Here is a 25,906-nt window from a genome sequence, read left to right as displayed (position 1 = left end):
AGAGGAATAGACATGAGTTTAGGTAAGGTCGTCCAAATTATCGGCGCCGTTGTGGACATCGAGTTTCCACAAGACAACGTGCCAGCCGTATATGACGCACTAAAAGTAACAAGCGGTGAGCTTGCTGGTTTGACTTTAGAAGTTCAACAGCAGCTTGGCGGCGGTGTGGTACGTGGTATCGCACTAGGTACTACTGACGGTTTACGTCGTGGTACTGAAGTAGACACAACTGGCGAGCCTATCAAGGTTCCAGTTGGTACAGCGACACTAGGTCGTATCATGAACGTACTTGGTGACCCAATTGATGAAGCGGGTCCAATCGGTGAAGAAGAGCGTTACTCTATCCACCGTGAAGCTCCAAGCTACGAAGATCAGAGCAGCTCAGTTGAGCTTTTAGAGACTGGTATCAAGGTAATCGACCTTGTATGTCCATTCGCTAAAGGTGGTAAAGTTGGTCTATTCGGTGGTGCGGGTGTTGGTAAAACAGTAAACATGATGGAACTTATCCGTAACATCGCAATCGAGCACAGCGGTTACTCAGTATTCGCAGGTGTTGGTGAGCGTACTCGTGAGGGTAATGACTTCTACCATGAAATGAACGAATCAAACGTACTTGATAAAGTATCGCTTGTTTACGGTCAGATGAACGAGCCACCAGGTAACCGTCTACGTGTTGCACTTACTGGTCTTACAATGGCTGAGAAGTTCCGTGACGAAGGTCGTGACGTACTTTTCTTCGTTGATAACATTTACCGTTATACACTAGCGGGTACAGAAGTATCAGCACTTCTAGGTCGTATGCCATCAGCGGTAGGTTACCAGCCTACACTAGCTGAAGAAATGGGTGTACTTCAGGAGCGTATCGCATCAACTAAGACTGGTTCAATCACGTCTATCCAAGCAGTATATGTACCTGCGGATGACTTAACGGATCCATCACCAGCGACTACGTTCGCTCACTTAGATGCGACAGTTGTACTTTCTCGTGATATCGCGTCACTAGGTATTTACCCAGCGATCGATCCACTTGATTCATCATCTCGTCAGCTTGACCCATTAGTAATCGGTCAAGAGCACTATGACGTTGCACGTGGTGTTCAAACAGTTCTTCAGCGTTATAAAGAACTTAAAGACATCATCGCAATCCTAGGTATGGACGAGCTATCTGATGAAGATAAGCAAGTTGTATCACGTGCTCGTAAGATCCAGCGTTTCCTATCTCAGCCATTCTTCGTAGCTGAGGTATTCACAGGTGCACCTGGTAAATACGTATCACTGAAAGATACTCTTGAGGGCTTCAAAGGCATCCTAGCTGGTGACTATGACGATCTTCCAGAGCAAGCGTTCTACATGGTTGGTTCAATCGACGAAGCGATCGAAAAAGCCAAAGACATGTAATTAGGGGGCTGTTATGGCAATGACTATACATCTTGACGTAGTAAGCGCAGAAGAGACAATTTTCTCTGGTCGCGTTGAATCACTTCAAGTAACAGGTAGTGAAGGTGAGCTAGGTATTTTACATGGCCACGCACCACTACTAACACCCCTAAAACCTGGTATGGTTAACTTTGTTAAGCAACACGGCGAAGAAGAAATGATTTACATCGCGGGTGGTACATTAGAAGTACAACCAGGCACTGTAACCGTTCTTGCTGATGTTGCAACACGTGCAGAAGACCTAGATGAAGCAACTGCATTAGAAGCGAAGCGTCAAGCTGAAGAGCACATGGCGAACGCATCTGCTGCAGACTTCAACTATGCTGAAGCTGCAATTGAGCTTTCAAAAGCGATTGCACAAATCAAAGTACTTCAGTCTATGCGCAAGAAGTAACCAAAACCTTACATGGTTTAGTAAAAAACCCGCCAATTGGCGGGTTTTTTGTTTTTTCATTTTCTAAATTGAGGTATATAAGAATCACAACTTGTTACTCAAGGAAGTAAGATGGAACTCAATTTAACGCCAGTTGAACAACGCATTATTGGCTGCTTACTAGAAAAACAACAAACCACGCCAGATCAGTACCCTCTTTCGCTCAATAGCCTGACTAACGCCTGCAATCAAAAATCAAATCGTGAGCCTGTAATGGCGTTGTCGGAATCTGACGTACAAGAAGGCTTAGATTCACTTGTTGCAAAACGCTTAGTGACAGTTGATGAAGGGTTGTCGGGTCGCGTGAGTAAATATGCCCATCGCTTTTGTAATACAGAGTTCGGTTCAATAAAGCTAACCGATCAGCAAAAGGCGATTGTTTGCTTAATGTTGGTACGCGGTGCACAAACGCCTGGCGAGCTTAGAACACGTTCTAACCGTTTAGCAGAGTTTAGCAATGTAACGGAAGTTGAAAGTGCCCTTAACGCATTAGCGGAGCAAGAATATGTTGTGAAGTTGGAACGCGAACCTGGTAAACGTGAATCACGTTTTATGCATTTATTTGGTGATGCCGATATTTCTGAACTAACAGCAGTGAATTCGAATGCGCAATCGACGGTTGTGGCTAGCCATCAAAGTGATGAAATGGCACAATTAAGATTAGAAGTCGCTCAATTACGCAGCGAACTTGCAGAGATAAAATCACATCTAGGTTTATAACATTGGAGATAAACAGTGCGCGCTGAAATCATGGCTGAAATGAAGGTACTCCCTTCAATCGATCCACAAGCAGAAATTACACGTCGAATTGCTTTTATTAAATCTAAGCTGGTGGAGTCAGGTACACGCAGTTTAGTGCTTGGTATCTCTGGTGGTGTTGACTCATCAACATGTGGCAAATTGTGTCAGTTGGCGATTGATGAATTAAACCAAGAAAACGCAACGGATAAATACCAGTTTATCGCCATGCGTTTACCTTATGGTGTGCAAGCAGATGAAGATGAAGCGCAACTGGCTGTGGATTTTATTCAACCATCAAAGCGCGTCACTGTAAATATTAAGCCTGCAACCGATGGTATGCATTCAGAGGCGCTAGCAGCGCTTGAGGCTGCAGCAATTGAGCCACCAGCACAAAGTGCAATTGATTTTACCAAAGGCAACGTAAAGGCACGTCAGCGCATGATAGCGCAATATGAAATTGGCGGGTTAACCCAAGGTTTAGTGGTTGGCACAGATCACAGTGCTGAAAACATCACTGGTTTTTATACTAAGTTTGGTGATGGTGCATGTGACTTAGCCCCGTTGTTTGGTCTGTCTAAGCGTCAAGTCCGCTTGTTAGCTAAAACACTTGGTGCGCCAGAATTACTGGTAACGAAAACGCCAACTGCTGATTTAGAGTGTGATCGCCCTGGCCTTGCTGATGAAGATGCACTTGGCGTGAGCTACGATCAGATTGATGACTTCTTAGAAGGTAAAGACGTATCAAAAGAAGTTGAAGAAAAGCTGATTGCGATTTATCAGCGTACTCAGCATAAGCGCAAGCCAATCCCAACAGTTTATGATTAATCTTTATAATTTATAAAGGAAAGGCGCTCAAAATGAGCGCCTTTTTGTTTTACCGAGAGAGCGTTACGCTTTTAATGCTTTCTCAATTAGCATATCAATATAGGCTTTTTGCGCTTTCGCAGCATCTGACGCGCCCCAAGATAGGCTTGCACCTTGAATATCTTGTAGTTGCTTAAATGCAGCTGCTTTTGCCAAGTTATCGTGCTTTGACGGTTTGTTGATACCCGCAATCTTAATTAACGACTGCACATACTCAGTTTGTACGTTGTGGCTTACTGATGACGCTGACTTTGCATCAACAAAAACGGCAGCGGTTAAGTCATTTAAGAAGCTGTTCACATCGTATTCGTTACCGTATTTTGTGGTATCCGAAATACGCGTCATTACATTTGGGTGTAATAGCTGAGCTAATACATTCTTTTGCATGCGAAGTACCATAGCGTGGTACTTAGGATCTTCGTTTTTACCATAATGACTAAAGCCGCGACGCTGGTGTTGCATCTTGTTAAGCAGAGGTTCCATTGCTGATAGTGTATCTGGTGCAAATACTAAATCAGTTAGTACGTTCATCGCTTCTTTTTGTTTAGCAAGTGGCACTGGCGTGTAAGGCTGTGTATTGCTACCTACATTGTCACGCTCTACGTAAACACCACCAATGTAACGCGATACAACGCCTGCTTGAGCGCGGTATTGACCAAATAGCATATTTGCTTTGATCAGCAGCTCTTGATACGACTCACCGTCATTTAGCGCTGTTTGCTCAAGTTTACCGAATGTTTGGTTTACTAATTCCATACGATCTTTAGCATACGCCACAGCGTTTGATGACATATCGCCAATCATTACGCGTGGGTCTATATGACGACCAGGTGCGCGCATATCGTCGGCATCATTACCAAATGCTAAACCGTGTTCGCTAGAACGTTTTAAAATTGATTCTAAACGCGCCGCTTCTGCCGCAGCATCAGTTAAACCTTGTGAGTAACCATATTCAATAGCCCAATCATCGTAAGGGCCTGGCTTATCTTGGAAGTAATCGCCTTGGCTCATGCCTTTTGGTGCAATGTTTGCTGGCGTATAGTCCATTACTGAACCGGTTAAAATACCTTGCGTTTTAGCTTTGTCGTGAACGTCTTTTTCATCCCACAAAATAGACGCTTTCATATTGTGGTTAAGACCCAGCGTATGACCAACTTCGTGAAGAATAAGCATCTTTAAGCCTTGCTCTAAAATTTCTTTCTTCTCGATATCGGTTGTTGCTAGCGAGTTAGCTAACATCATGCCCTGTTGTAATTCATGGCCCTGGCTGCAATGTAACCCTTCTTGGCTTGCGATCTCATGGTTGTGAGCGCTTGATGACGCCGCTTGACTGTATAAGCTGTCCATCATCCAACGGTTTTTCATAAACACGTATTCAAGCATGATATCAGAACCTAAAATCTGGCCTGTTAGCGGGTTAGCAAGTGATGGGCCGTAACCGCCAAATGGAGGACGTGGTGAAGAAGTCCAACGTAATACGTTGTAGTTAATGTCGCCTGCATCCCAATCAGCATCGTCCGGCTGTACTTTTACTTCAATAGCGTTTTTAAAACCCGCTTTTTCAAATGCTAAGTTCCATGCTAATACACCCTCTTTTACTGTTTCGCGCCATTCAACTGGTGTGGTGTTTTCAATCCACCACGTAATTGGTTCAACAGGCTCAGAAATCGCGGCATTAGGATCTTTTTTAACGAGATTCCAACGGTTAATGTAATCTTGATATGGCGCCCAGTCGCTAGTCGTCATATCGTCAAATTGCTGACCAAAATAGCCAACGCGTGAATCATCTTTACGTGGCTGATAATCGTTTTGTGGCAATTCAATAAATGAGTGCTGTACTTTAATTGATACCGTGCGCGGATCCGTTACTGACTGTGTACCGCGAACGCTTGGGTTAGCATTTTTAAATACATAATCAACAACAATATCTAAATTATTGGTGTAGTTGCGGTTACTAAGAATACGCGATTTTTTGTCGTCTAGCTTACCTGGGTTAAAACGCTTGCTAGCGTTTTTATCATTTGCGCGTTTCCAAGGTGATACCTTATGCAGTGCTTCGCTTTTAAATAACTTATCTACTTTAAGCGCAAACTTACCTTCTTCTTCTTTTTCAATTTTTAAGCTTGCTAATACAGCTTCACTGATATTTGCATCGCTTGCTTTAGCAATTGCATTATTAGGATCAAACTTATAGCGTGGTGTTTTGCTTATAATATCAATGCGGTTGAAGTGACGGCGGAACTCAATTAATTTGGTTTCGCGGTAAGAGCCACGTACATGGCCTGCATCAATTACACCGTCAACCGTATGTGCAAAGTAAACGTAAGGCTTGTTTAAGTTTGCCTCACTAATTACCATCATGGTTTCGCCAGTTTTCTTATCTTGGTAAAGATTAAATAACCCTTCAGAAGCGGTTTTTTTCTCAAGCATTTCAGCCAGTGTTTTATCTTTCTTTTCGTCTTTTTTCTTGTCGTCTTTTGCCATTGCTGCGCCGCTGGTGGCGAAGCTTAGTGCTACAGCAAGTGTAAGTAGCTTTAATTTCATTGTGTTTCCCTTGGTACCTTCAAAGTGAAATTTTTGTTTTTATCAATAAATGAGTCTACCCAAAGCAAAAATGGATTTAAAACGTAAAAAGTAACTTAATGTTAACGATGCTTAATTTTGCTAAACTGCGGCTATTACTAACGCTAATATTTTGGGTTTACTGCTCACTCCATGACAACTTTACGTTTAGACCGTACAGCTCGTGCACCAATTGCGACTAAAACAGCAACAACACTTCGTTCACACAATCAAGAACGCATAGACAACTATTACTGGATGCGCGATGACGCACGCGCTGACCAAGCCGTGCTTGATCACTTAATCGCTGAAAATAACTATTGCGATGCTGTATTAAAACCAAGTGAAACACTGCAAACCGAATTGTTTGAAGAGCTTAAAGGGCGCATTGAAAAAGATGACAGCACGGTACCAGTAAAAGATGGCAAGTATTGGTATCACAGCGAAGTAACGGGTGACGAAGAATATGCGCGTCATTACCGAGCGACCAGCGCGACTGGCGACAATAAAACCCTTTTATTAGATGTTAATGTGCTTGCTAGTGAACATGAGTTTTATGACTTAGGTGAAATTGGCATTAGCCCAAATGATGAATTACTCGCGTATTCAGAAGATACCGATAGCCGCCGCATTTACACTGTACGTTTTAAGCATATTGATTCAAATACCTATTTAGATGATGTACTTGAAAATACTGAAGGCCAAATTATTTGGGCTAATGATAATAAAACGGTATTTTATGTAAGGAAGGACTTACAAACTTTGCTGGGCTATCAAGTCTACCGTCATGTGTTGGGTACATCACAAAATGATGATGTGCTGGTTTATGAAGAAGGTGATCACAGTTTTTACATGGGGCTTGGCAAAAGCCGTGACGATAGCCTACTGATGATAGATCTTGCCGCTACCGAAACTACCGATTGCTTAGTGCTCGATGCCAACAACCCTTTTGGCGAGTTTAAACGCTTAATTCCCCGTGAAGAAAACCATATTTACGATATTGATAAATTGGGCGACGAATACGTTATTTATTCCAACTGGCAGGCGAAGAACTTTTGTATTTTTACTGCTACCGCGCAAACTATTCAAGACAAATCACTGTGGCAATCATTTGTTGCGCACCGTACTAATGTACTGGTGGAAGGTGTTGAATTATTTACTCAGTTTAAAGTCGTGACAGAGCGCGAATTGGGCCAAATTCGTTTTGTTATCTACCCAAATAACGGTGAGCACTTTGCCCTTGCCTTTGACGATCCATGCTTTTTTGCCGGTATTGGTGATAACCCAGAGCCAGATACCAACACTGCACGTATTTTCTATTCAAGTTTAACCACGCCAAGTAGCTTATTTGAGTTTGACCTAAACACAGGTGAAAAACGTTTGCTTAAGCAACAAAAAGTACAGGGTGATTTTGATGCAGCACATTATCAAGCTGAGCGCTTGATGGTCACTAGCCGCGATGGTGTCGATATTCCAGTATCCTTGGTTTACCGCAAAGATATGTTTAAACACGATGGCACAAATCCGCTGTACCAATATGGTTATGGCGCTTATGGCATTACCATCGACCCTAACTTTTCGGCGCATAATCTAAGCTTGCTCGATAGAGGGTTTGTTTATGCTATCTCGCATGTTCGAGGCTCTGAAATGCTTGGCCGCGAATGGTACGAGCAAGGTAAAATGCAACATAAGCAAAATAGTTTTAATGATTTTATCGATGTAACACGGGCGCTGGTTGAAAGTGGCTACGGTGCTAAAGATAAAGTATTTGCTTCGGGCGGCAGTGCTGGTGGTTTATTAATGGGCGCTGTGGTTAACCAAGCGCCGGAGCTTTATTTAGGTATTGATTGCACCGTTCCTTTCTTAGATGTGTTAACCACCATGTTAGATGAAAGTATTCCACTAACGACTAATGAGTATGATGAATGGGGCAATCCAAATGAACGCGATGCCTATGAATGGATTAAAGCGTATTCGCCATACGATAATATTAGCGCGCAAGACTACCCGAATATTTTAGTAACTACCGGTTTTCATGACTCGCAAGTTCAGTACTGGGAACCGATGAAATGGGTTGCTAAGTTACGTGAGTACAAAACAGATAATAACTTACTGTTATTTAAAACCGATATGGATAGTGGTCACGGTGGCGCATCTGGGCGTTTTAAAAGCTTAAAAGAGCGTGCGCTAGTACTTGCTTTCTTCCTTTCGTTACTTTCAGAGAAATAGTATGCAACCCTACTCTAAAGCCTGTGAGAATAATAAAGATCCGATTTTATCCATTCTTAAATCGGCATTTTCTAATGCAACCAGTGTTTTAGAGATAGGTTCAGGCAGTGGGCAACACGCGGTGTATTTTGCCCCTGCTCTTGCTCACCTTAGTTGGCAAACCAGCGATGTGTTAGCAAATCATCAAGGTATGATGGCATGGCTTGATGCCTTTCCATCACCTAACTTATTGCCGCCACTAGCACTCGATATTGCAGAGCCTTGGCAAATAGCACAATACGATGGCATATTTACCGCCAATACCCTGCATATTGTTAGCCCTCAACTTGTTGAAGCGTTTTTTGAAAAAGTTAATCGCTTTTTAGCGCAAAATGGCACGCTGTGTATTTATGGACCATTTAACTACCATGGTGAGTTTATATCACCGTCAAATGCAGAGTTTGACCAATGGTTAAAAGTGAAAGACAACACCCACGGTATTCGAGATTTTGAATGGATCTGCCAACTGGCAGCAAAAGCGGGTCTTGAATTGATTACCGATCACGAAATGCCAGCAAACAATCGTTTGCTAGAGTTTATTAAGCGTTATTAACGTTTCCCACAAAGCGTATTACCACGCATTGTTTACATTCGTATAAGTTATTAGATAATTTTAGATCAGCTTATGTTGTAAATTGAGGTAGTATTTTGTTATTCCAATAAAACCTAAAGGTTGGTTTGATGATTAACGTATTTAAAACATTAGGCATTTTACTATTTTTTATAAGTGCTAGTAGCTTTGCAAATTGCCTATCTCAAAGTGCAGACGTTAAGTTAATCAACCACTCAATTAGTGAGGGTAGCTATCGGTTTTTAGCTAAATCCGATGTTGCTAAAGTTCTTGATTTATCCGACCTTAATTTCGAAGATTATTTAGTGCAAACCGAGCAGCAAATAACAGCGCTCAACCCCCGTGCAAATGTACCTTGCCCTGTTAATAACTATGTTTTAGCCCAGCAAAATATTAGCTCACCAACCATTGCTGATTTAGTAAAACCGTATCAATTAACACACGCAAATAGCGATAAAGTGGTGCTGCTAATCCACGGTTTAACCGATTCGCCGTATAGTTTTCATGATTTATCCGCGTTTTACCACCAGCAAGGGTTCAATGTACGTACTGTATTGCTGCCAGGTCACGGCACTGCTGCGGAGCATTTACGTTATGTTGATTACAATGATTGGCGCGCACAGAGTGCATTTGCGATTGAGCAATCACTTAATGATTTTGAGCAGGTATATTTAGGCGGCTTCTCAACAGGAGCCGGTCTTATTTTAGATTATATGCTTACGCGAGAGTCTCTGAGCCCTAAATTATCTGGTGTAATGCTGTTTGCGCCAGCGACAAAGGCTAAAAATTCAATGTCGTGGCTTGCGCAGTACATTGATTATGTGCCTTTTTTAAATTGGCTCGATAAAGACGCAGATGTTGATTTTGCCAAGTATGAATCGTTTCCGATTAATGCTGGTGCACAAGTACATCATTTAATGAGTGATGTATATCCTCTGACAAAACGCCATATTACGCACAATGTACCTATGTTTGTTGCTGTGCCAGAGCATGATATGACAATTGATACTGCCGCAACACTTGATTTACTGGTCCAGTGGCAACGTAAAACCCCTACACCACTCACTTTGGTTTATTACGGCGAACGTGATAATGCAAATCAGCTGAGTGCATTTAAAAATGTAAAGTTAGTAACACCGCAATGCATGCCAAAGTGTGATGACCAACTACAAATGGCGCATACCGCAATTCCTAATGCGCCAAGCAATATCCATTATGGTGAGCATGCTGTATATCGAAACTGCGGCCATTATTTGGCGGACGCAGAAAAATACAATGCTTGCAAAGTAACGCCCAATATTCCAGCTTCGGAAAAAACACCGCTTGCTGGGGAAAAGCATGCGCTTTTTCAGCGTTTAAGTTACAACCCTTATTATTCTGAGTTAACTAACGAACTCGCACTGTTTTTAGCTAAATAGTGTTACGTGGCTTGGTATTGTGCGAGATTAGCTTTTTACCAAGTCTGCATTAAACTTAGTGCTAGTTGTTCGGTACTCGAATGAACTTAGTTAACTTCTACAACAATAAATACAAAAATTAAAAATGCAGCAAAATAACTCTCATACAACCGATCTATGGCGAAGCTTTATTGAAGTTGATGGCTTACACAGCGCCGAACTAAAACGCAGAGTTTTTTCATTTTTGGCAATGTCTGGTATCGCTTTGGTAGTGTTTTCAGGGTTGTTGTTAGCAAACTTTCAAACTTACCCGTGGCTTTTAAGCATTACTTTGTTGGGCGCTCTCATTGCCGTATTTATTAATGTGGTAATTTACTTTAGTACTCGACAACTTAAATATTGCAGTATTGGCATTGCACTTACTGTCTTGCTACTAAGTATTTTATTGGTTTACACCGGCGGAAAGGAAAACACTGCGCTTTATTGGATTATGTTTTATCCAGTTGTGGTATTTACTATGTTGGGTGTTCGGTCCGGATTATTGCTTACAGCACTTGCGTTAAGTGCCATTGTTTTTCAGTTATATGGACCAGATTTTGGTCAAGCAAATTATGGTCACGTTGAAAAGTCGCGATTTTTATCGGGCTTTTCGCTGGTGGTATTTTTTGCATTTATTAGTGAATATTTTCGCGATAAAAGTCATCAAGCTATTACCAATATTACCTACAATCAAAAACAAAAAGCCAATACCGATGCGTTAACAGGTTTGCCAAATCGTCGATTTATTGATGCTATTTTCTTAACAAAAATGGAAAAAAATACCGCGGAATTGCTGCCTATGGCGGTGATTATGTGTGATATCGACCGCTTTAAAGACGTAAATGATAACTATGGTCACGATATTGGTGATAAAGCATTGATGCACATAGCTAAATTAATGCAAAATCAATTGCGTTATTCGGATGTCGTAGCGCGCTACGGCGGTGAAGAGTTTATTATTTGCTTGCCCCACGCATCGATGCGTCAAGCGGTGCAAATCGCAGAAAAATTACGTAAGAATATTGAAGAGCATCCGGTTAATTTGGAAAGTGGCGAGAATTTAGCGCTAACTGCCAGTTTTGGTGTGGCAGAAGTCCATTCAGTGGTTGCCTTTTACAATGCAGTTAAACAAGCGGATGAGGCCTTGTATAGAGCCAAACGAAGTGGTCGCAATCGTGTCGCGACCCTTTAACACCAATGAATAACACAGCAAATGCTGTGTTATCGCGTTATTTTCACCTTATAAACGGCAATCTGCTTTTCAATATAGCTTTCGCTATCTTCTGGCATAAACGCTTTTGAAAGATAAGTTTGTTGGCCTTTGTAATTAACAAAAAGCATACCTTTTGGTGTGTGGATGATTTCTTTGATTTGATCCCATTCAAGCAGTGATTCGGTGTAGGGGTTTTTACTTTCTATGCCATCTTCATTTAGGGTAATGGTGACAGTCGAATTCGATGCCCTGCTCCACATCTGGCGAGTAAGCCACCAAGGACGGCGATAGTAGAAACTGATAAATTCTAAAATGCCTAAACCAACCATAATGTAAGGCGCTACGCCACCAATCTCGGTAAAGATAATAAGCCCCATTCCAATGCCAATAAAACTGCCTGCAAAGCCGTATTTTGGTGTTTGGTGAGGACTGTGTGGCAGTGATTCGTCAAAACACTCTTCAAGGTATGCTTTGTCGAGCGTGAATTGGTAACTAATGGTCATTGGTATTTAACTTTTACTCATAAATAAAGCGAGAGATAACATTAATGGCGTAAGGTTTGCCGCAGCAGCTATCATGCCCATCGCAGGTAAATGCTGTGCTATGTTATCGCCTAAACGGAACAAGTATACCAAGGAAAGCAAACAAAGTACGAGAGGCAGTAACGCGATTAACGCAAGCTTAGGCAGAAGACCAATCATTACTAAACACACTAAGCCAGCAAATGCCGAAATCAATGACAACGCAAATACCCAGCGAGCAACGTTAACGCCATAGTAAATAGCGATATGTTTGCGGCCAACGCTTTTGTCGGCGACTATGTCGGGTAGTTGGTTTATTAGCAGTAGGTTATTGGTGATTAAAAACGGCACTAAACTAATCGCGACTAATGAGTAACTAATGTTACCCGTTTGCACTAAATATGCGCCAACAGGCATTAGAATAGCAAAGCCGATACCCGGTGCAATAAAACATAGCCAAGGGTGTTTGTTAAGCACCTTGGTATAACTCACTACTATCAATAGGCCAAGTAAACCAATTGGTATAAGCGCAGCGCCAATGCGAAAAATAAAAAATACACCAATTAATATCACCGCAATTATAGAGCCAACAGCGTATCGCTTAACTATGGGAGCGAGAGTTGGGTTTTGCTTTAATAAACCGCTGCCTCCGCTAAAAGGTGTTGGCGTGGTATTTAAATCTAAACCACTTTGAAAATCTTGATATTCATTGATGGTATTCACGGCAATTGCAGCGAGTATTGCACCCAGCACGCTTAGTAGCGCATCAAACATATCAATAGTTATGCCTTGATAAGTACAGTATGCAAGTCCAACTAAACACGACAGCGGCGCTAACGTTAAAAATGGTGGGCGAATGGCGGGCAGCGCGGCTATGTATTTGTTCATGTGCTCACTCCTAGTTCAGCTTGTATTCTTCCTTAAGTGCCAAATGTTGGGTTTTTAGTTTATTTAAACTCGTTTGAAATGCCTGCACTATTTCATCAGGTGTGTCTTTACTAAAAGCAATGTAATCATCAACGACTTTCAATAGTAGAATACGTTGAAATAATTTGCTGCCAAGCTTTCTTTGTTTTATAGCAGCGTTCAACCCTGAGCGTGAAATCGCTAATAGGTCGACACGCTTTGCTTTAAACAAAGCTAGCGCATCAGCCATACTTTTAGCAGCAAGAATTTGTTGATGTGGAAAATCCGTTTCGTAGATAAGACTTTGCGTTACGTCATTTCGAATAACCGCAATAGATTTATCAAAGACTTGCGAAATATCGGTAATAAATAAACCGCTATTCGGTTGCGCAATAATGTAATACTCTGCTGTAAATAATGGCCCTACCCATTTAAATTTTGCTGCACGATCAGCTGTTTTAGACATGGCAAATAATGCCGTATTTGGTTTGTCTCTAATTTCTTTATAGCCACGTGCCCAAGGCACAACTAATATAGGTTGCTCGGTGATACCTTGGTCGTGCCAAATGAGCTTTAATAAATCGACCGATAAGCCGATTAATTGATCGTTGTAATAATAACTTGAAGGTGGGTAAAGCTCAGTGTAGTAAGTGATTGGATGCGTTTTTTCAGCAGCCGCAAGGGGTTGCGCTAAAAGCAAACAGCCTGCAACAAATGCTAAACTAATTTTTATATTTAAAAATCGAAAAAACTGCACTGTACTACATAATTACTACTTTTGTTTTACTCTAGCTTATTGAATTACATAGAACAATGCATTTTATTCAATCATCTTTGACCTAGTACAAGTTAATTGATAATTCTTTCAAGTGGTTGACGCATAGCCAATTGTTGCGTGAAATACCGCATTGGAATAGTAATTAAGGCAACCAAAATACAAATCAAATAAATACTAAGCTGCTCACTGGTGTAATGTACTAGTCCGAACACACCAACTTCTAACACACAAATCACTGCAAAAAGAGCGATATTCTTTAAATTTATACAGCCTGAAAAGTATACGATTAATAAAGGCGCAAACGCTAAAAACATTGTTGTTGCAAATACGGTTAAAAAGGCGATTTTCACAGCTGCTTGCGCATCTTGCCTAAATAAAGTGATGGCAACCATTGCAGCAAAAATAAACACTGTATTACGCAATACCACTTTATCAAATGTGTAAATAATGTGTTTGATCAACTGACTGGTGCTGTCAAAGCAGTGAGCGATTGCTTTTATTTGATGTTTAAGCTGGTTGAACTCTTGATAAACTGGAAATTGGCATCCGAGTACGAGCGATAACAACATAAAGTTTATAAGTACTTCGTTATCTGTGGTCGCAAATAAAAAGCCAAAAATCGCGGCAAAATAGCCACCTAAATAACCAATTTTTGTTTGTGGGTAACATACTGCCCAGGCGATATCTTTGTTAAATGACTTTTTAAATTTAGCGGTAAACGTAGCTAATTTTTGGTTCCACCAAATGACCGATTGGCGGTCAGTTGGTACCAGGGTTTTACTGAGTTTAGTTCTGCCAGTCGGTGACTGAAAGGCGCTATAGATTGCGTAGCAAGCTGTTACAAATATGATTATTTGGGTTATTTCATGCGTTGCTTCAAACATCATTAAAATTAATAGCGATGAGCTAAACACGTTACGCAAAATATTGTGTACAACTGAGCCACTCGAATTTACTAGTAGTCCAATAATTGCAAAGCTAACCGGTATTAAAATGTAATGCAGTGAAAGCTCACTGCTTAATGTAATAAACGAACTCATTAGTAATGAGCCTATCACCGCTAAAATTAGTGCGCTTTTTAATATTGAGAAACGGTAAAGCGTATTTACAGCCCATAGGTAATGCGTTTTTAGTTTTGCCAGCCCAATTCCCAGCAAAAAGCCAAAAAAGAGTGATGGCAAACAGGTTATTAGCAAATAGGTTTTTACATAGCGAAAGGTGCTTGGGTCGAGTGATTTTTGTAGCCATAACGCATTAAATACAACTGAAAGCACAAGCATAAATGGCAGTGTTACTGTGCCACTGCGCATTAAAATCCACGCGTTTGATTTAAACAAACTCATTTGCCACCTCCAAATACCAGTCTTCCAGGTTGATTGGCTGAATCGTGGCATCAATATCGTAAAAAGCACACCACTCGTCTATCGGCTTTTTCAATGGTGCAATAATGCAAGTGTTGGTTGTGTCACCAAATTGTTGAACTCTGCTAATCGACGTGTCTTTTTCCAGCAGGTTAACTTTTGATTTATTAGTAAAGCTAAGTTTGGCAATGCTTGCCTTGAGCGCATCAAGCTCGTAGTAGTGGCGGATCACACCAAATTGCAGTACCGCAACGCGATTGGCAATGCGTTCTAAGTCAGACACAATATGAGTTGAAAAAATCACCGTAGTACCGTGTTCACAGCACAAATCGATCACTTCTTTTAAAAAGGCGCGGCGCATATTGGGATCAAGGTGTGCAACAGGTTCGTCTAAGATCAGCAGTTCAGGGCGAATTGATAATGCCTGCACCACGTCTAGCATTTGTTTTTGGCCACCAGAAAGCTTGCCAATTACCTGATCATGGCTGATGCGCCAGCGCTTTAGCAAGGTTTCGCAATAGGCTTTATCCCACGATGGAAAAAACTGACTAATGTAATCAGTGTATTGCGCTACTTTCATCCATTCAAATGCAGAACTGGTTTGCGCTACATAGCCAATTTTTTGTTTTTTGCTTTGCGGTAATTCATGCCATTCATAACCCCATAGTTTAATTGTGCCTTGATCTAATTGGCGCAGGCCCATAATCGATTCTAATAGGGTGCTTTTACCGGCGGCATTTTTTCCAAGTAAGCCAACAATATCGCCTTCGTTAACTTGCCAATTCAGTTTATCGATTACGCGCAAGCTTTTGTATGATTTGATGGCCTTTTCAATGGTGATAATCGGTTGAGTCATAGTTACGTCCTGTTGCTTAGCGCAGAAAGTGCATCTTGTATTAGGGTTATAATCGCGTCGTCAGAAAGCTTTTGCTGCTTGGCTAACGTTACAAATTGATCGCGCTGAGTGAGCAGCGCGTCACTGTAATTACTAATGTTGTGTTGCTCGGCAACCAACATGCCAATGCCTTTTCGCTTTTCCAGCACGCCTTGTTGTTCTAATTGCGAGTATGCTTTAGAAATAGTCATTGGGTTTACTTGTAAGCTAGATGCCATTACACGTACCGAAGGCAGCTGTTGCCCCGGTTGTAACAATCCCGCACGAATGCCCTGCTTGGTTTGCTCCATCACCTGACGATAAAGCGCACTCGATGCTTGGGTGTTTATGGTGTAAATTGCATGAATTAAATCTATGCTCATAGTGTATTAGTAATTTATAGGTGTATTAATACACTAATACAGTTTGAAATTAAGTCAATAAATAAAATGAAATTAATAGCAACGCTTAACTACCCTGTAGTGATCCATTATTGCGGTGACGATGAATTGGAATATGTTGAAAGCCAGCATCAGATGCGGGATTTACTGGGTAGTTTAGTGATAAATGACGGTGTGATTGATAGTAGCGGAAATTACCATCGTGTTATCAGCAATAGCGAGCTTTTACAGATAAATTCGTTCAACTTAGAAGAATTTACGCTGTTACTGCAAAAGCATGCTTTTGCTTTAGCAAATTGCTGCATTACTAAAATGCACTTTGCCAGTTTTGCAGAGGGCTTCGCTTTTATAAAAGTGACGCGTTAGCAATTAAGCGACAGGCATAAGGTATATGCCTGCTCCTTTGTATTTACGCTAGGTACTTCCTTTAAATAGATTGATACATAGCGTTAATCAGTGACTCAGCGCGTTGTCCCATAAGCGTGTTATTGTGTTTGCTTGGTTCATGGTATTTTTCAGTGACATAAGCCATCGCTAAGCCGCTTTCTAAATCGGCGAAGCCAAATGAGCCTCCCATGCCAAAATGACCAAATGCATGTTTATTTGGCCCTATCGGGAAAATATCTGGCGCATTAAACATAAATCCATTTTGCATTGCCCAATAAACTTTGGAGATGAACTCAAGCCTCGCTGGTGGCACTTTAAATGTGGTGTCAAACCATTGTTGAGAAAATAACTCTTTGCCATTTAAGCTGCCCTTATTCGCAAGAATGGCATAAAGCTTAGCGAGCCCCTCTGCCGTACCTTGCCCTGTTACTGCGGGTATTTCACTGCTGCGCCAGAGGTCTGAGTTTGGCTGGTAGTGTTCGCTGCAAGGTTTAAAAAACTGCCATTTCCAATGCGGTATTTTACTTAGCCAGCGGCTCATTAGTTTGAGCACAAACGGGCTAAACTGTTTTGTTGGAATGATGTTTCGAGATATTTGATTATCGCTGTGTGCGAGTGCGTAATCGATGCCAAAAGGAGCTGCTATCTCTTGCTGGAAAAATGCGTTGGGCATGCGTCCATCCACTCGGCAGATGATTTCACCGAGCAAATGCCCGTAGGTTAAGGCGTGATATACCAAGGCTTCTCCTGCGGCAAATCGTGGTTTTGCTGCTGCCAGTGCCTGTGTCATTGTTTGCCAGTCAAATATATCACCGGGTTTAGTGTTAGCTATTGAGGCCAATCCCGCACTATGATTTAAAATATGCCTTGTGGTAATTGCGCCTTTGCCATTTTGAGCGAATTCAGGCCAGTACTCAGCGACAGGTGCATCTAAATTCAGCTTGCCACGTGATGCTAACAATAAAACACATAAGGCCAATGGCCCTTTGCTGCTAGACATAGTGCACACTCTATGGCTTTTATGCCACGCGCCATTAGGAGATTGGTTTGTGCCATACAAATGTGCAACCAACTTTTGATTTTGGTAAACAGCTACTGCTGCACCGGTTTCACCATGCTCAATAAATAACGCATTAAAAGCACGTTGCAGGCTTTCGAACTTAGGTTCAATAAAGCCCTCAATTTGCAGAGATTGTGAGACGCTCATTAGAAGCTTCTCGCGAATGTTACGCCCACTTGGCGAGGTGTGATGTAATTGGCAAGTGCACTGCCTGGCATCACTATTCTGAATTGTTGAACGCGCTGATCGGTTAAGTTATTGACCCATAGCGATGCTGTCCAAGCTTCTTGAAAATTAAGGCTTAGGTTGGCATTAAAGACATTACTAGCGCTTTGTTTTTGTGTTTCTTTAAAGTCGAAATAAAGATCACCTGAGTGTTGCCAGCTAATACTCGCGTCGAGCTGAATATCAGAAGAAATCTGGTTTGAGAACATTAAACTATTTGCGACACTGTATCGTGGTGTCATCGGTATTTTATCGTTTTTACTAGTATCTAAATTAGAGTGGCGTGTGTTTAAGGACTCAACGTGTGCGTTATTGTACCCTGCACTCATTTGCCACGTAACAGAATCAAGTATGCGACTGGTGAGGTTTAACTCTGCGCCTTGGCTTTTAACAGTATCAATATTGGTAACACGTGAAAAACCAAATACGGTGGCGTGAAAATGTTGGTAATCTTTAAGCTCAGTATTAAATATAGATAGCTCTAGGCTTGTGGCCAACTCATCAAAATCAGCTTTATAGCCAAGCTCGAAGTTGTTACTGAGTTCAGGTTTGTAGTCTAATCCCATGCCGTGACGGATTCCAATATCATCGGTATATTCCATTAACCAAGACGTACCTGCGCTTAAATAACCTTGGCCATAGCTGAAATAAAGGCGTTGATTATCAATGAACTGGTAATTGATAGCGGCTTTGGATAAAAACCGGTCGTCTGATTGCTGCGTTTTGGCCGAAGTTTCAATGCTCGGTACAGGGTAACCCATATTGGCATAATGAGTATCGGCGCTGACATCTTCATTGAAATAACGTGTTCCCACTTGTACTTGCAGTACATCATTTAATTGCCAATTTAAGTCAACATAGGCTAAGTGATTGGTGCGCTCTAACTTGGCGCGTGTTGTCATAGCAAACAGTGGATAGTTATTCGCATTATTTTGCTTATTTCGGTTGTAACTCGCGCCTAGAAGCCAATCAATATCCGAATTTGGACTTTGATATGTTGCTTTAAACTCTTGATATAGATCTTTTTCATGAATGCTTGAGTGGTAGCTACCGTATGGTTGATCTGAGTAGTCGGCGTCAAATACCGCTTTAGTGTCGATCTCTAAGTGGCTGGTAATAGAGCTTAACGTCCAGTGATTGATTTGCCAATCCAAAGATAGCGCGTAACCGATATTGGTTTGCTTGAACTCATTTTCGATATTTAGGCCAATTTCTAAATCGTCGCCATTATCTAGGGGTGGCTGCGCTACTACATAAGGAGCAAGGCCATTGTCTTTTTCATCATAATTGAGTGATAAACGAGCACTGAGGTTATCGGCTTCAAAATATAACTTGGCATAGGTTGCATACTCATTGATTGGGTCGACATCGCTATTAAGCAGGGTGTTGTTTACAGTGCCATCACGCTTTGTCCAATTACCGCCTAGATTAAGCCAAAGTTTGTCAGAAATAAGCGCACCAGAGACATTGCCTTTGATGCTGGTTTGTCCCAGCTCTGCAAATCCGACTTCAGCTAAGCCAGAGATATCATCCGTTGGCTTTTTGGTATTGATCACTATGATGCCGTCACGGGTATTGCGGCCAAATAAATTGCCTTGTGGGCCTTTAATAACTTCTACTGACGCTATGTTATTCATCGGCAAGTTTAAACCGTAGAGGCTAGAATAGGGCACACCATCAATAAACACGCTTAAGGTAGATTGCTCGTAGTTTCGCGGCAGTCCTCGCACTTGGATATAAGCATAATCTCCGGTAATGGCCTGCATATTAAAGTTTGGCACAAAGTTAAGTAGTTCATCGAGATTAGAAATATTAAGTGATCTTATTGTTTCTTCATCAAATACGGTGATGTTCGACGAAACATCAAGAGGCGTTTTATCAATACGTTGAGAGGTAATGGTAATGCGTTCAATATCATCAAGTAGTGCATCTGTTGCCATTGCACAAGGTGCGATCAGTACTAGCGGAATTAAAGAGTAAAGTTTCATAATACGAGCCAAAAGTTAATTCTGGCTGCCATTTAATATTAATGAGAAGTATTTTCATATATCATCGATAGCACCTCAGGGAGTCAAATTATCACGACAGGGAGTCTTTATTTAAGATGGTAAAAAATGAGTACCCACAGTATTGATATTCGTGATTTCGACGGATTTAAAACACACCATAAATTTTATGAAACAAAGCTTTCTGAACTCAGTGACCACCAGTTTACTTTGCCTCAAGAATTTGGTGGCGGGGTGAGTTATGGATTTGAATTTAGCAAAACCAGTATATTGCAGCTAAGCAGCATGTCGTTTGAAACAGAGACTGAATTTACCAATGGTGAAGGACCATTATGCGGCGCATTTATTGTACTCGAAGGCACACTAGAGCTAGAAATTGAGGGCTATGGCAGCCTCACCGCATCAAGTGATCAGGCCTGCTTATTTTTCTTAAATAAAGCCAAGTGCCACTGTCGTTATCGCGCGGGAAAAGTACGCTTGCTTAATTTTTCTATTGAGCAAGAGCTGATGGCTTCACTGGCACAAGATTACGATAACAGTCCTTTAGGTTATCAGGCCGATGAGCTGCATATTGATAACGCGTTATGGCTGCTTCCTGTGTCACCCGAACTGCAAGACAATATTCGTCAGATTTACCAGTGTGAGCTTCCGGCAGCCAGTGGCAAGCTGCTGATCCAAGCGAAAGTACTGGAAATTCTTACGCAACTTTTCGAGCTTAGGCAGCAGCGTGAAAACAAGTGGCCCGCAATAAAATCGCGAGATTTAGATGCCATCTACAATGCGGCAAATACTATAGAGCAATCAATGCAAAACCCACCAAACTTGATTGAATTAGCACATTTGGTTGGCATTAATGACAACAAATTAAAAGTGTTGTTTAGGAAGGTATTCGATTCTACCGTATTTGAATACTTGCACCTAAAACGAATGCAAAAAGCGCAAGGGTTACTAAAACACTCGGGTTTATCCATCGCAGAAATTGGATTTGAAATTGGCTTAAAACACGCTGGCAATTTTGCGCAAAAGTTTAAGCAGTTTTCGGGCTACTCCCCGAGAGAATTTAGATCAAAAGTTCAAACCCATGAACACAGTTGAGACTAAATTATACCAATTCTGTTACGTATGTGATCAGGGATAGTGCTGGATAAATGAAATGGTAACAAGGCGGAATTTTTCTTATGTAGTTGTTCTACATTGATAAGTTCTAACGCAGTTAGCATGATATTTAGCCCGCTAGGATGATCAGCTATTTAAGTGAATTGGTATTAGTTCAACTCTGGCGATAAGCGCTTAATATCACCTTCGATCGCTTCCATGCGTGCGATAGTGAGTTGCTCGTACGGATCAATATCAAAATGCCAAATTAAATTACCTTGTTTTACCAGTGTAATATCGCTTGGGTTAGTAAGGTCGAGACGCCAAATTTTATCTTGCTTTGACCATGATGATTGCCAATACAGAGCATTGTTTTTAATGCGAATATTGTGCAATAAATTCGTTTGCTCGCGGCTAAGTTTTGCGAGATTTTCGCCGCTTTCAGTTAAATCAGTTTTGCTAATTAATTGATTGTCTTGTAGCACTAACCAACGGCTATTACTGCTATCGAAATAGGCAAACTGTGCATTTAAATCAATACTTTTAAGCACTCTGCCTTGTAAATCATAGAGCTGTATTTTGGTGCCATCAAAGGCGTAAACCGTTTGCATATCATACCAGCCGGCATTTTTTATGGTGCTATTTAGCTCAGTGGTAAACTGCAAAATCAGGCTTTTGCGATCATATAGCGCTAAATCCATATCGCGGTTCGACAGCAGCATGCTTAAATCCGGCCGCCATTCTAAAAACTTAACGTATTCATAACCTTTGTGATTAGAAAGGCGCGTTACCTTGTTGTCAGCATGCAAATACACTTCGCAAACGCCGCTGCGGCGCGACATAAATGCGGTTTCACCTAAACTATTACTGACAGGTAAATAATCGATGCTTGAGGTTGAGAAAATCGGCAAGTTGTCTTTATCTCGAATATTCACTTGCCAGCTTTCAATTGCGGTGTAGATATCGCCATTTTTATCAATTGAAGCACTGGTGAAAAGACCTTGAGCGGTGTTGTAAATAGGATAGCTTTGGCCATCGCGGTGCGTTGCTATTAAATTATGGCGCTGACTTTCATCGTTACTGACAATGGCACCGTTATTTGGATTATAGGCCACAAGCCAAACTGGAAATGGCCAGCTAAGCGCTTCTTTGCCATCAAGTGACACCAGTTTGCTGGTGTGGTCAATATAATTAAATAGAAAATAAACGCGATTATCCCATGCTGAAATAGCCCCTTTGTATTCAGCTTGAGCAGGGCGTTCAAGTGGCATCGCAATAAGTTCTTCGGTACCAATGCGGTACAAGTAGGGCACTAATACACCTTGCTGTAAGATGCTTAAAATAAGCTCGTCATTTGATTTCCAAACAGGCGGTTTTGCCGATTCACACACGATGCCGTTAGCGCGATGGCTGGTGGCACCTTGCGGTGAAATAATTGAAAGTTCACATTTATCTTCAATAAATTGCCAATACGCTAATAGCTTTCCTTTGTGTTGCCAAGCGGGAAAACCAACACGATGCGCAAAAGTGCGATTGAATAACTGTTGGCCCTGCTTATCTGTAATGGTGAGGGTTTTAATATCTTTTATATATGCCATTAAATCGTGTTCGCGATGCACGCTTACATCAAATTCTAAGCCTAAATCGTAGCTCACATCATGAAGTTCATAATGCGGAATTTCAAACTCGCTTTCTTGGCTATTAAAAAATGCCCAAACGCTAAAGCACACGACTAAAATCGGCAGCACCGCCAATAGTGGGTGAAACTTTCGACTACTGCGTTCTATGGTTTTTACTTGCGCTTGCACATTGCTAACAAGCTCAACATCGGCAATAAAACAGTAACCCTTTTTCGGCACTGTTTTTATAAAGCGAGGATTGCGTGAGCTATCACTTAGTAGTTTTCGCAGTTTAGTTAACAGTTGATACAGGCTGTTTTGTTCAACTATGGTGTTTGGCCATAACGCGGTTTGAATGTGTTCTTTTGAAATAACTTGCTGCGCATTATTTATCAGCATGGCAAGCAACTGAGACACTTGAGGCTCAAGTTTTTCTATCTGACCTGTTTGCCACAGGCAAAGCTCATCTTTAGATGCATTAAACTCAAACTCTGCAAATCTAAATGTACCTTGTCTTGGGGTATGAGCGTTTTCCATAGCTGTTTAAACAGGCCTTTTATAGTTTTAATAACAAAAATACGGTTTTGCAGATTAAAGTCAATAAATATAAGACTTCTAGCAGCTTTATTAAGAAAAAAATCAGCTTTTTAAGCTGCTTTTTCTGCTGATATGTAATGCAAATAAACCGCATATGAGCCGTTATGAAAAATCCGTTAATTTACTCTTTTACACTTGTGAGCTTTGCCACACTGGCCGAGCAATCGGCAATCACATTAGATGGTCAGCTCGCTGAAAATATATGGCAGGATGCCACTCAATATCAAACCTTTTATCAGGTAGTGCCAGCCACCTTGTCAGAACATAAAAGCAAAGTGGAAGGGCGAGTCTACAGCGATGAAAAAGGCATGTATATCGGCATGATTAATTATCAGCCAAAGGAGCAGCGTAAAAAGCAATACAACTTGCAAGATGCGTTTATGCAAGCTGATTTTAATCGTTTTGTTATCGATTTCTCAGGCGATGGCAGTGGCGCGTATTTGTTTGCGGTAACGCTGGGTGGCGGTATTCAAGATGCGGTACTGACGCCGCAATTAGCAACCGACTATGATTGGGATGGCGCTTGGCAATCTGCATTTTATGAAGCTGATGATTTTTGGTCGATAGAAGCGTTTATTCCATGGCATGCAGTGTCGTTTCGTCATAAACAAGACGACAACGGCTACTCTCAAGTGGGTGTATCGCTTCAGCTTTATGATTTAGCGAAAAACTATATTTATGGCTCGCAGCCACAAACCACCAGCAATAGCGATTTTTACATTGAAATGCCAAAAGTCCAGGTGAAAATACCACAGACTCAGCAGTGGGCATTTGTGCCTTATGCCAGCTATTCAAACGATTTTGTGGCGAATGATGGCGATGCAAACTTAGGGTTTGATTTAGTCTATAAGCCGAATCACCACCAAAAGTTAAGTGTTGCGGTGAATCCTGATTTTGGTCAGGTCGATAGTGACGAGGTGGTGCTGAATTATTCTGCAGTGGAAACATTACGCACCGATAAGCGTCCGTTTTTTACTCAAGATATTAGTGTGTTTAGCATTCCGTCCGAGCGCAATACAAAGCTTATTCACACCCGTCGTATTGGTGCGGGCAGTGATGATTACAGTGAATTAATTACACCAATTGATGTGGCTGCGCGCTTTGTCCATCAAGGTGAAAACTTGCAGTTGGCGGGTTTTGCTGTAGCGGAAGATAATTTAGCCTCAGACGCGGGCAAAGACTTTTATGCAGGACGCATTAATTACACCCAGCAAACGGCGCAGCAAAATTGGCAAACCGGTGTGTTGGCAACTAAAACCAAGCGACCATGGTTAGATAGAGATGCCTACAGTTATGCTTGGGATAGTCAGTATCAAAGTGATACCTGGTCAGGTCAGGTTGCATTAATGCACACGGATATAAGCGAGCAGGGGGTAAATACACAAGGTACTGGTATATCGCTAAATGCAAAGTACCAATTTAATGTAAACACATCAATTTCAGCTAATTACCTAAGACTTGATGATAGTTTTGATAATAACGACTTAGGATACAGCGAACGTAATAATTGGCGTGCCAGTGAAATCAACTTTAGCCATGCTATCAACACTGACAATAAGTGGTTTAATCGCGTATTGCAAAAGGCCAGTATTAATTATCACACCGATGATTATGGCTTAAAGCTAACCAGTAATCCGCAATATTTAGTCAATCTAAATCTAGAAAATGGCGGCCAATTTGAAACCATAATTAATTACTACGCAGGAGCATGGCACGACAACTTAGGCTATGGCACGGACGCAGTTTATGTTGATGATAATTGGACTTCTCGCGTGATGTACATTAGCCCTTATATAGGTATGTTTAGCTGGGCAGCGAGTTACCAAAATGATCAAGAGGGGTTAAATGGCCGTGCTGATCAGTACGCTGTTGATTTAACGTTAATGCCTCACCCAAATTGGCGCATTGCATTTAACAATTACTTCCGTACGGGTGATGGCTGGTTGGTAGCAAATCAACAAAATGTGATTACCGAATACGACCGTGATTACTATGCAAACCATATTAAAATTTCAGGTTTAATTTTAGATAATCTTGAATTTAGTTCGACCTTTCAGTGGGCGAGTTTGAAGGCGCAAAGTAAGCAGGTTTATCGTGTTTCGCAAAATGGTTTGCAAGCCGACACTCGCGATACCAGCTTTGATGATTCGCGTTTCAACCTGCAACTAAAACTACGCTATAAAATGGGCGCATATTCAGATATTTATTTGGTTTATGGGCGTGGTGGTAACGAATTAATTGAACGCGATTTAACTAATAACCGCTTTGCAACATTAGAGCGCAATTGGCAGCAGCCCGATCAAGAGTTTGTTACATTTAAAGTACGCTATCTGTTTTAGCTAACACCAAAGCAAAAACCTAACTGCCCTAGGTTTTTGCTTTTTTCTTGCCTTTTACAAGCTTTATCCAAAACGCTAGCTCAAACAACACACCTAATATAATTACCAAAAAAGTACCGCTTTGAAACGAAACGGTATAAAAGAAAATGGCCGTGATAAGCAGTGCCGCTAAAATTAGGTAGTGAGTGACAGTTGAAAACATATCGATTCCT

22 protein-coding genes are annotated in these 25,906 nt (G+C 41.4%); 11 read left to right on the top strand and 11 right to left on the bottom strand.

From position 1 onward, the window contains the following. Window positions 1–12 precede the first annotated feature (12 nt). From atpD to nadE, 4 genes are all read left to right on the top strand, one after another. Window positions 13–1,398 carry a F0F1 ATP synthase subunit beta gene (gene atpD, locus PSPO_RS14380; protein ID WP_010561335.1) on the top strand — a complete coding sequence of 462 codons (1,386 nt, stop codon included), beginning with the start codon at window positions 13–15 and terminating at the stop codon, window positions 1,396–1,398. 13 nt (window positions 1,399–1,411) lie between these two features. Further along, a complete protein-coding gene (locus tag PSPO_RS14375) occupies window positions 1,412–1,831 on the top strand; it encodes a F0F1 ATP synthase subunit epsilon (protein ID WP_010561336.1) in 420 nt (139 codons plus the stop codon). Between the two features lie 111 nt (window positions 1,832–1,942). Next, window positions 1,943–2,590 carry a YceH family protein gene (locus PSPO_RS14370; protein ID WP_010561337.1) on the top strand — a complete coding sequence of 216 codons (648 nt, stop codon included), beginning with the start codon at window positions 1,943–1,945 and terminating at the stop codon, window positions 2,588–2,590. Between the two features lie 15 nt (window positions 2,591–2,605). Continuing rightward, window positions 2,606–3,436, top strand: a complete 831-nt coding sequence (gene nadE, locus PSPO_RS14365) for an ammonia-dependent NAD(+) synthetase (protein ID WP_010561338.1) — start codon at window positions 2,606–2,608, stop codon at window positions 3,434–3,436. A gap of 63 nt (window positions 3,437–3,499) precedes the next feature. Here nadE and PSPO_RS14360 read toward each other — a convergent pair whose 3' ends face one another. Continuing rightward, window positions 3,500–6,019 carry a zinc-dependent metalloprotease gene (locus PSPO_RS14360; RefSeq protein ID WP_010561339.1) on the bottom strand — a complete coding sequence of 840 codons (2,520 nt, stop codon included), beginning with the start codon at window positions 6,017–6,019 and terminating at the stop codon, window positions 3,500–3,502. A gap of 171 nt (window positions 6,020–6,190) precedes the next feature. On the opposite strand from PSPO_RS14360, the gene PSPO_RS14355 reads away from it, so the two are divergent. From PSPO_RS14355 to PSPO_RS14340, 4 genes are all read left to right on the top strand, one after another. Then, window positions 6,191–8,266 carry a S9 family peptidase gene (locus PSPO_RS14355; RefSeq protein ID WP_010561340.1) on the top strand — a complete coding sequence of 692 codons (2,076 nt, stop codon included), beginning with the start codon at window positions 6,191–6,193 and terminating at the stop codon, window positions 8,264–8,266. 1 nt (window position 8,267) lies between these two features. Then, the gene (locus PSPO_RS14350; protein ID WP_010561341.1) at window positions 8,268–8,858 is read left to right on the top strand and encodes a DUF938 domain-containing protein; all 591 of its coding nucleotides are present in this window, start codon (window positions 8,268–8,270) and stop codon (window positions 8,856–8,858) included. A 128-nt stretch (window positions 8,859–8,986) separates the two neighbouring features. Next, window positions 8,987–10,294, top strand: a complete 1,308-nt coding sequence (locus PSPO_RS14345) for an alpha/beta hydrolase (RefSeq protein ID WP_010561342.1) — start codon at window positions 8,987–8,989, stop codon at window positions 10,292–10,294. A 124-nt stretch (window positions 10,295–10,418) separates the two neighbouring features. Further along, window positions 10,419–11,504 carry a GGDEF domain-containing protein gene (locus PSPO_RS14340; RefSeq protein ID WP_010561343.1) on the top strand — a complete coding sequence of 362 codons (1,086 nt, stop codon included), beginning with the start codon at window positions 10,419–10,421 and terminating at the stop codon, window positions 11,502–11,504. Window positions 11,505–11,533: 29 nt separating this feature from the next. Here PSPO_RS14340 and PSPO_RS14335 read toward each other — a convergent pair whose 3' ends face one another. From PSPO_RS14335 to PSPO_RS14310, 6 genes are all read right to left on the bottom strand, one after another. Further along, entirely contained in the window at window positions 11,534–12,028 is a 495-nt protein-coding gene (locus PSPO_RS14335) for a YcxB family protein (RefSeq protein WP_010561344.1), read from the bottom strand. Window positions 12,029–12,034: 6 nt separating this feature from the next. Then, on the bottom strand, window positions 12,035–12,934 hold the full coding sequence (locus PSPO_RS14330) for a prenyltransferase (RefSeq protein ID WP_010561345.1): 900 nt from the start codon (window positions 12,932–12,934) through the stop codon (window positions 12,035–12,037). Between the two features lie 10 nt (window positions 12,935–12,944). Beyond that, complete coding sequence (locus PSPO_RS14325) at window positions 12,945–13,709, bottom strand: substrate-binding periplasmic protein (protein WP_010561346.1); 765 nt, start codon at window positions 13,707–13,709, stop codon at window positions 12,945–12,947. Between the two features lie 92 nt (window positions 13,710–13,801). Beyond that, complete coding sequence (locus PSPO_RS14320) at window positions 13,802–15,073, bottom strand: hypothetical protein (RefSeq protein ID WP_010561347.1); 1,272 nt, start codon at window positions 15,071–15,073, stop codon at window positions 13,802–13,804. Then, window positions 15,060–15,947 carry an ABC transporter ATP-binding protein gene (locus PSPO_RS14315; RefSeq protein ID WP_010561348.1) on the bottom strand — a complete coding sequence of 296 codons (888 nt, stop codon included), beginning with the start codon at window positions 15,945–15,947 and terminating at the stop codon, window positions 15,060–15,062. The genes PSPO_RS14320 and PSPO_RS14315 overlap by 14 nt, the downstream gene beginning before the upstream one ends. 2 nt (window positions 15,948–15,949) lie before the next feature. Continuing rightward, complete coding sequence (locus tag PSPO_RS14310) at window positions 15,950–16,348, bottom strand: GntR family transcriptional regulator (RefSeq protein ID WP_010561349.1); 399 nt, start codon at window positions 16,346–16,348, stop codon at window positions 15,950–15,952. A 66-nt stretch (window positions 16,349–16,414) separates the two neighbouring features. Here PSPO_RS14310 and PSPO_RS14305 point away from each other — a divergent pair, with 66 nt between their 5' ends. Beyond that, a complete protein-coding gene (locus tag PSPO_RS14305; protein WP_010561350.1) occupies window positions 16,415–16,732 on the top strand; it encodes a DUF4144 family protein in 318 nt (105 codons plus the stop codon). 61 nt (window positions 16,733–16,793) lie between these two features. On the opposite strand, the gene PSPO_RS14300 is transcribed toward PSPO_RS14305, so the two are convergent. Next, window positions 16,794–17,960: an EstA family serine hydrolase gene (locus PSPO_RS14300; protein ID WP_010561351.1), complete on the bottom strand. Its 1,167-nt coding sequence runs from the start codon at window positions 17,958–17,960 to the stop codon at window positions 16,794–16,796. Beyond that, entirely contained in the window at window positions 17,960–20,026 is a 2,067-nt protein-coding gene (locus PSPO_RS14295; protein WP_010561352.1) for a TonB-dependent receptor, read from the bottom strand. Before PSPO_RS14295 ends, PSPO_RS14300 begins: the two co-directional genes overlap by 1 nt. 126 nt (window positions 20,027–20,152) lie before the next feature. Here PSPO_RS14295 and PSPO_RS14290 point away from each other — a divergent pair, with 126 nt between their 5' ends. Continuing rightward, window positions 20,153–21,139 (top strand): helix-turn-helix transcriptional regulator, encoded by a 987-nt coding sequence (locus tag PSPO_RS14290; protein ID WP_010561353.1) that lies wholly within the window; start codon window positions 20,153–20,155, stop codon window positions 21,137–21,139. 170 nt (window positions 21,140–21,309) lie between these two features. On the opposite strand, the gene PSPO_RS14285 is transcribed toward PSPO_RS14290, so the two are convergent. Then, window positions 21,310–23,295 carry a winged helix-turn-helix domain-containing protein gene (locus tag PSPO_RS14285; protein ID WP_010561354.1) on the bottom strand — a complete coding sequence of 662 codons (1,986 nt, stop codon included), beginning with the start codon at window positions 23,293–23,295 and terminating at the stop codon, window positions 21,310–21,312. A gap of 164 nt (window positions 23,296–23,459) precedes the next feature. On the opposite strand from PSPO_RS14285, the gene PSPO_RS14280 reads away from it, so the two are divergent. Continuing rightward, window positions 23,460–25,694 carry a DUF5916 domain-containing protein gene (locus PSPO_RS14280; RefSeq protein ID WP_010561355.1) on the top strand — a complete coding sequence of 745 codons (2,235 nt, stop codon included), beginning with the start codon at window positions 23,460–23,462 and terminating at the stop codon, window positions 25,692–25,694. 28 nt (window positions 25,695–25,722) lie between these two features. Here the strand turns inward: PSPO_RS14280 and PSPO_RS21795 are convergent, their stop codons facing one another. After that, complete coding sequence (locus PSPO_RS21795) at window positions 25,723–25,896, bottom strand: hypothetical protein (protein WP_010561356.1); 174 nt, start codon at window positions 25,894–25,896, stop codon at window positions 25,723–25,725. Between the last annotated feature and the right edge of the window lie 10 nt (window positions 25,897–25,906).

This window comes from Pseudoalteromonas spongiae UST010723-006 (genome assembly GCF_000238255.3).
GTDB classification, from domain to species: domain Bacteria; phylum Pseudomonadota; class Gammaproteobacteria; order Enterobacterales; family Alteromonadaceae; genus Pseudoalteromonas; species Pseudoalteromonas spongiae.
The sequence above is the reverse complement of the archived record's forward strand: the minus strand, read 5'-3'. Positions and strand labels throughout refer to the sequence as shown.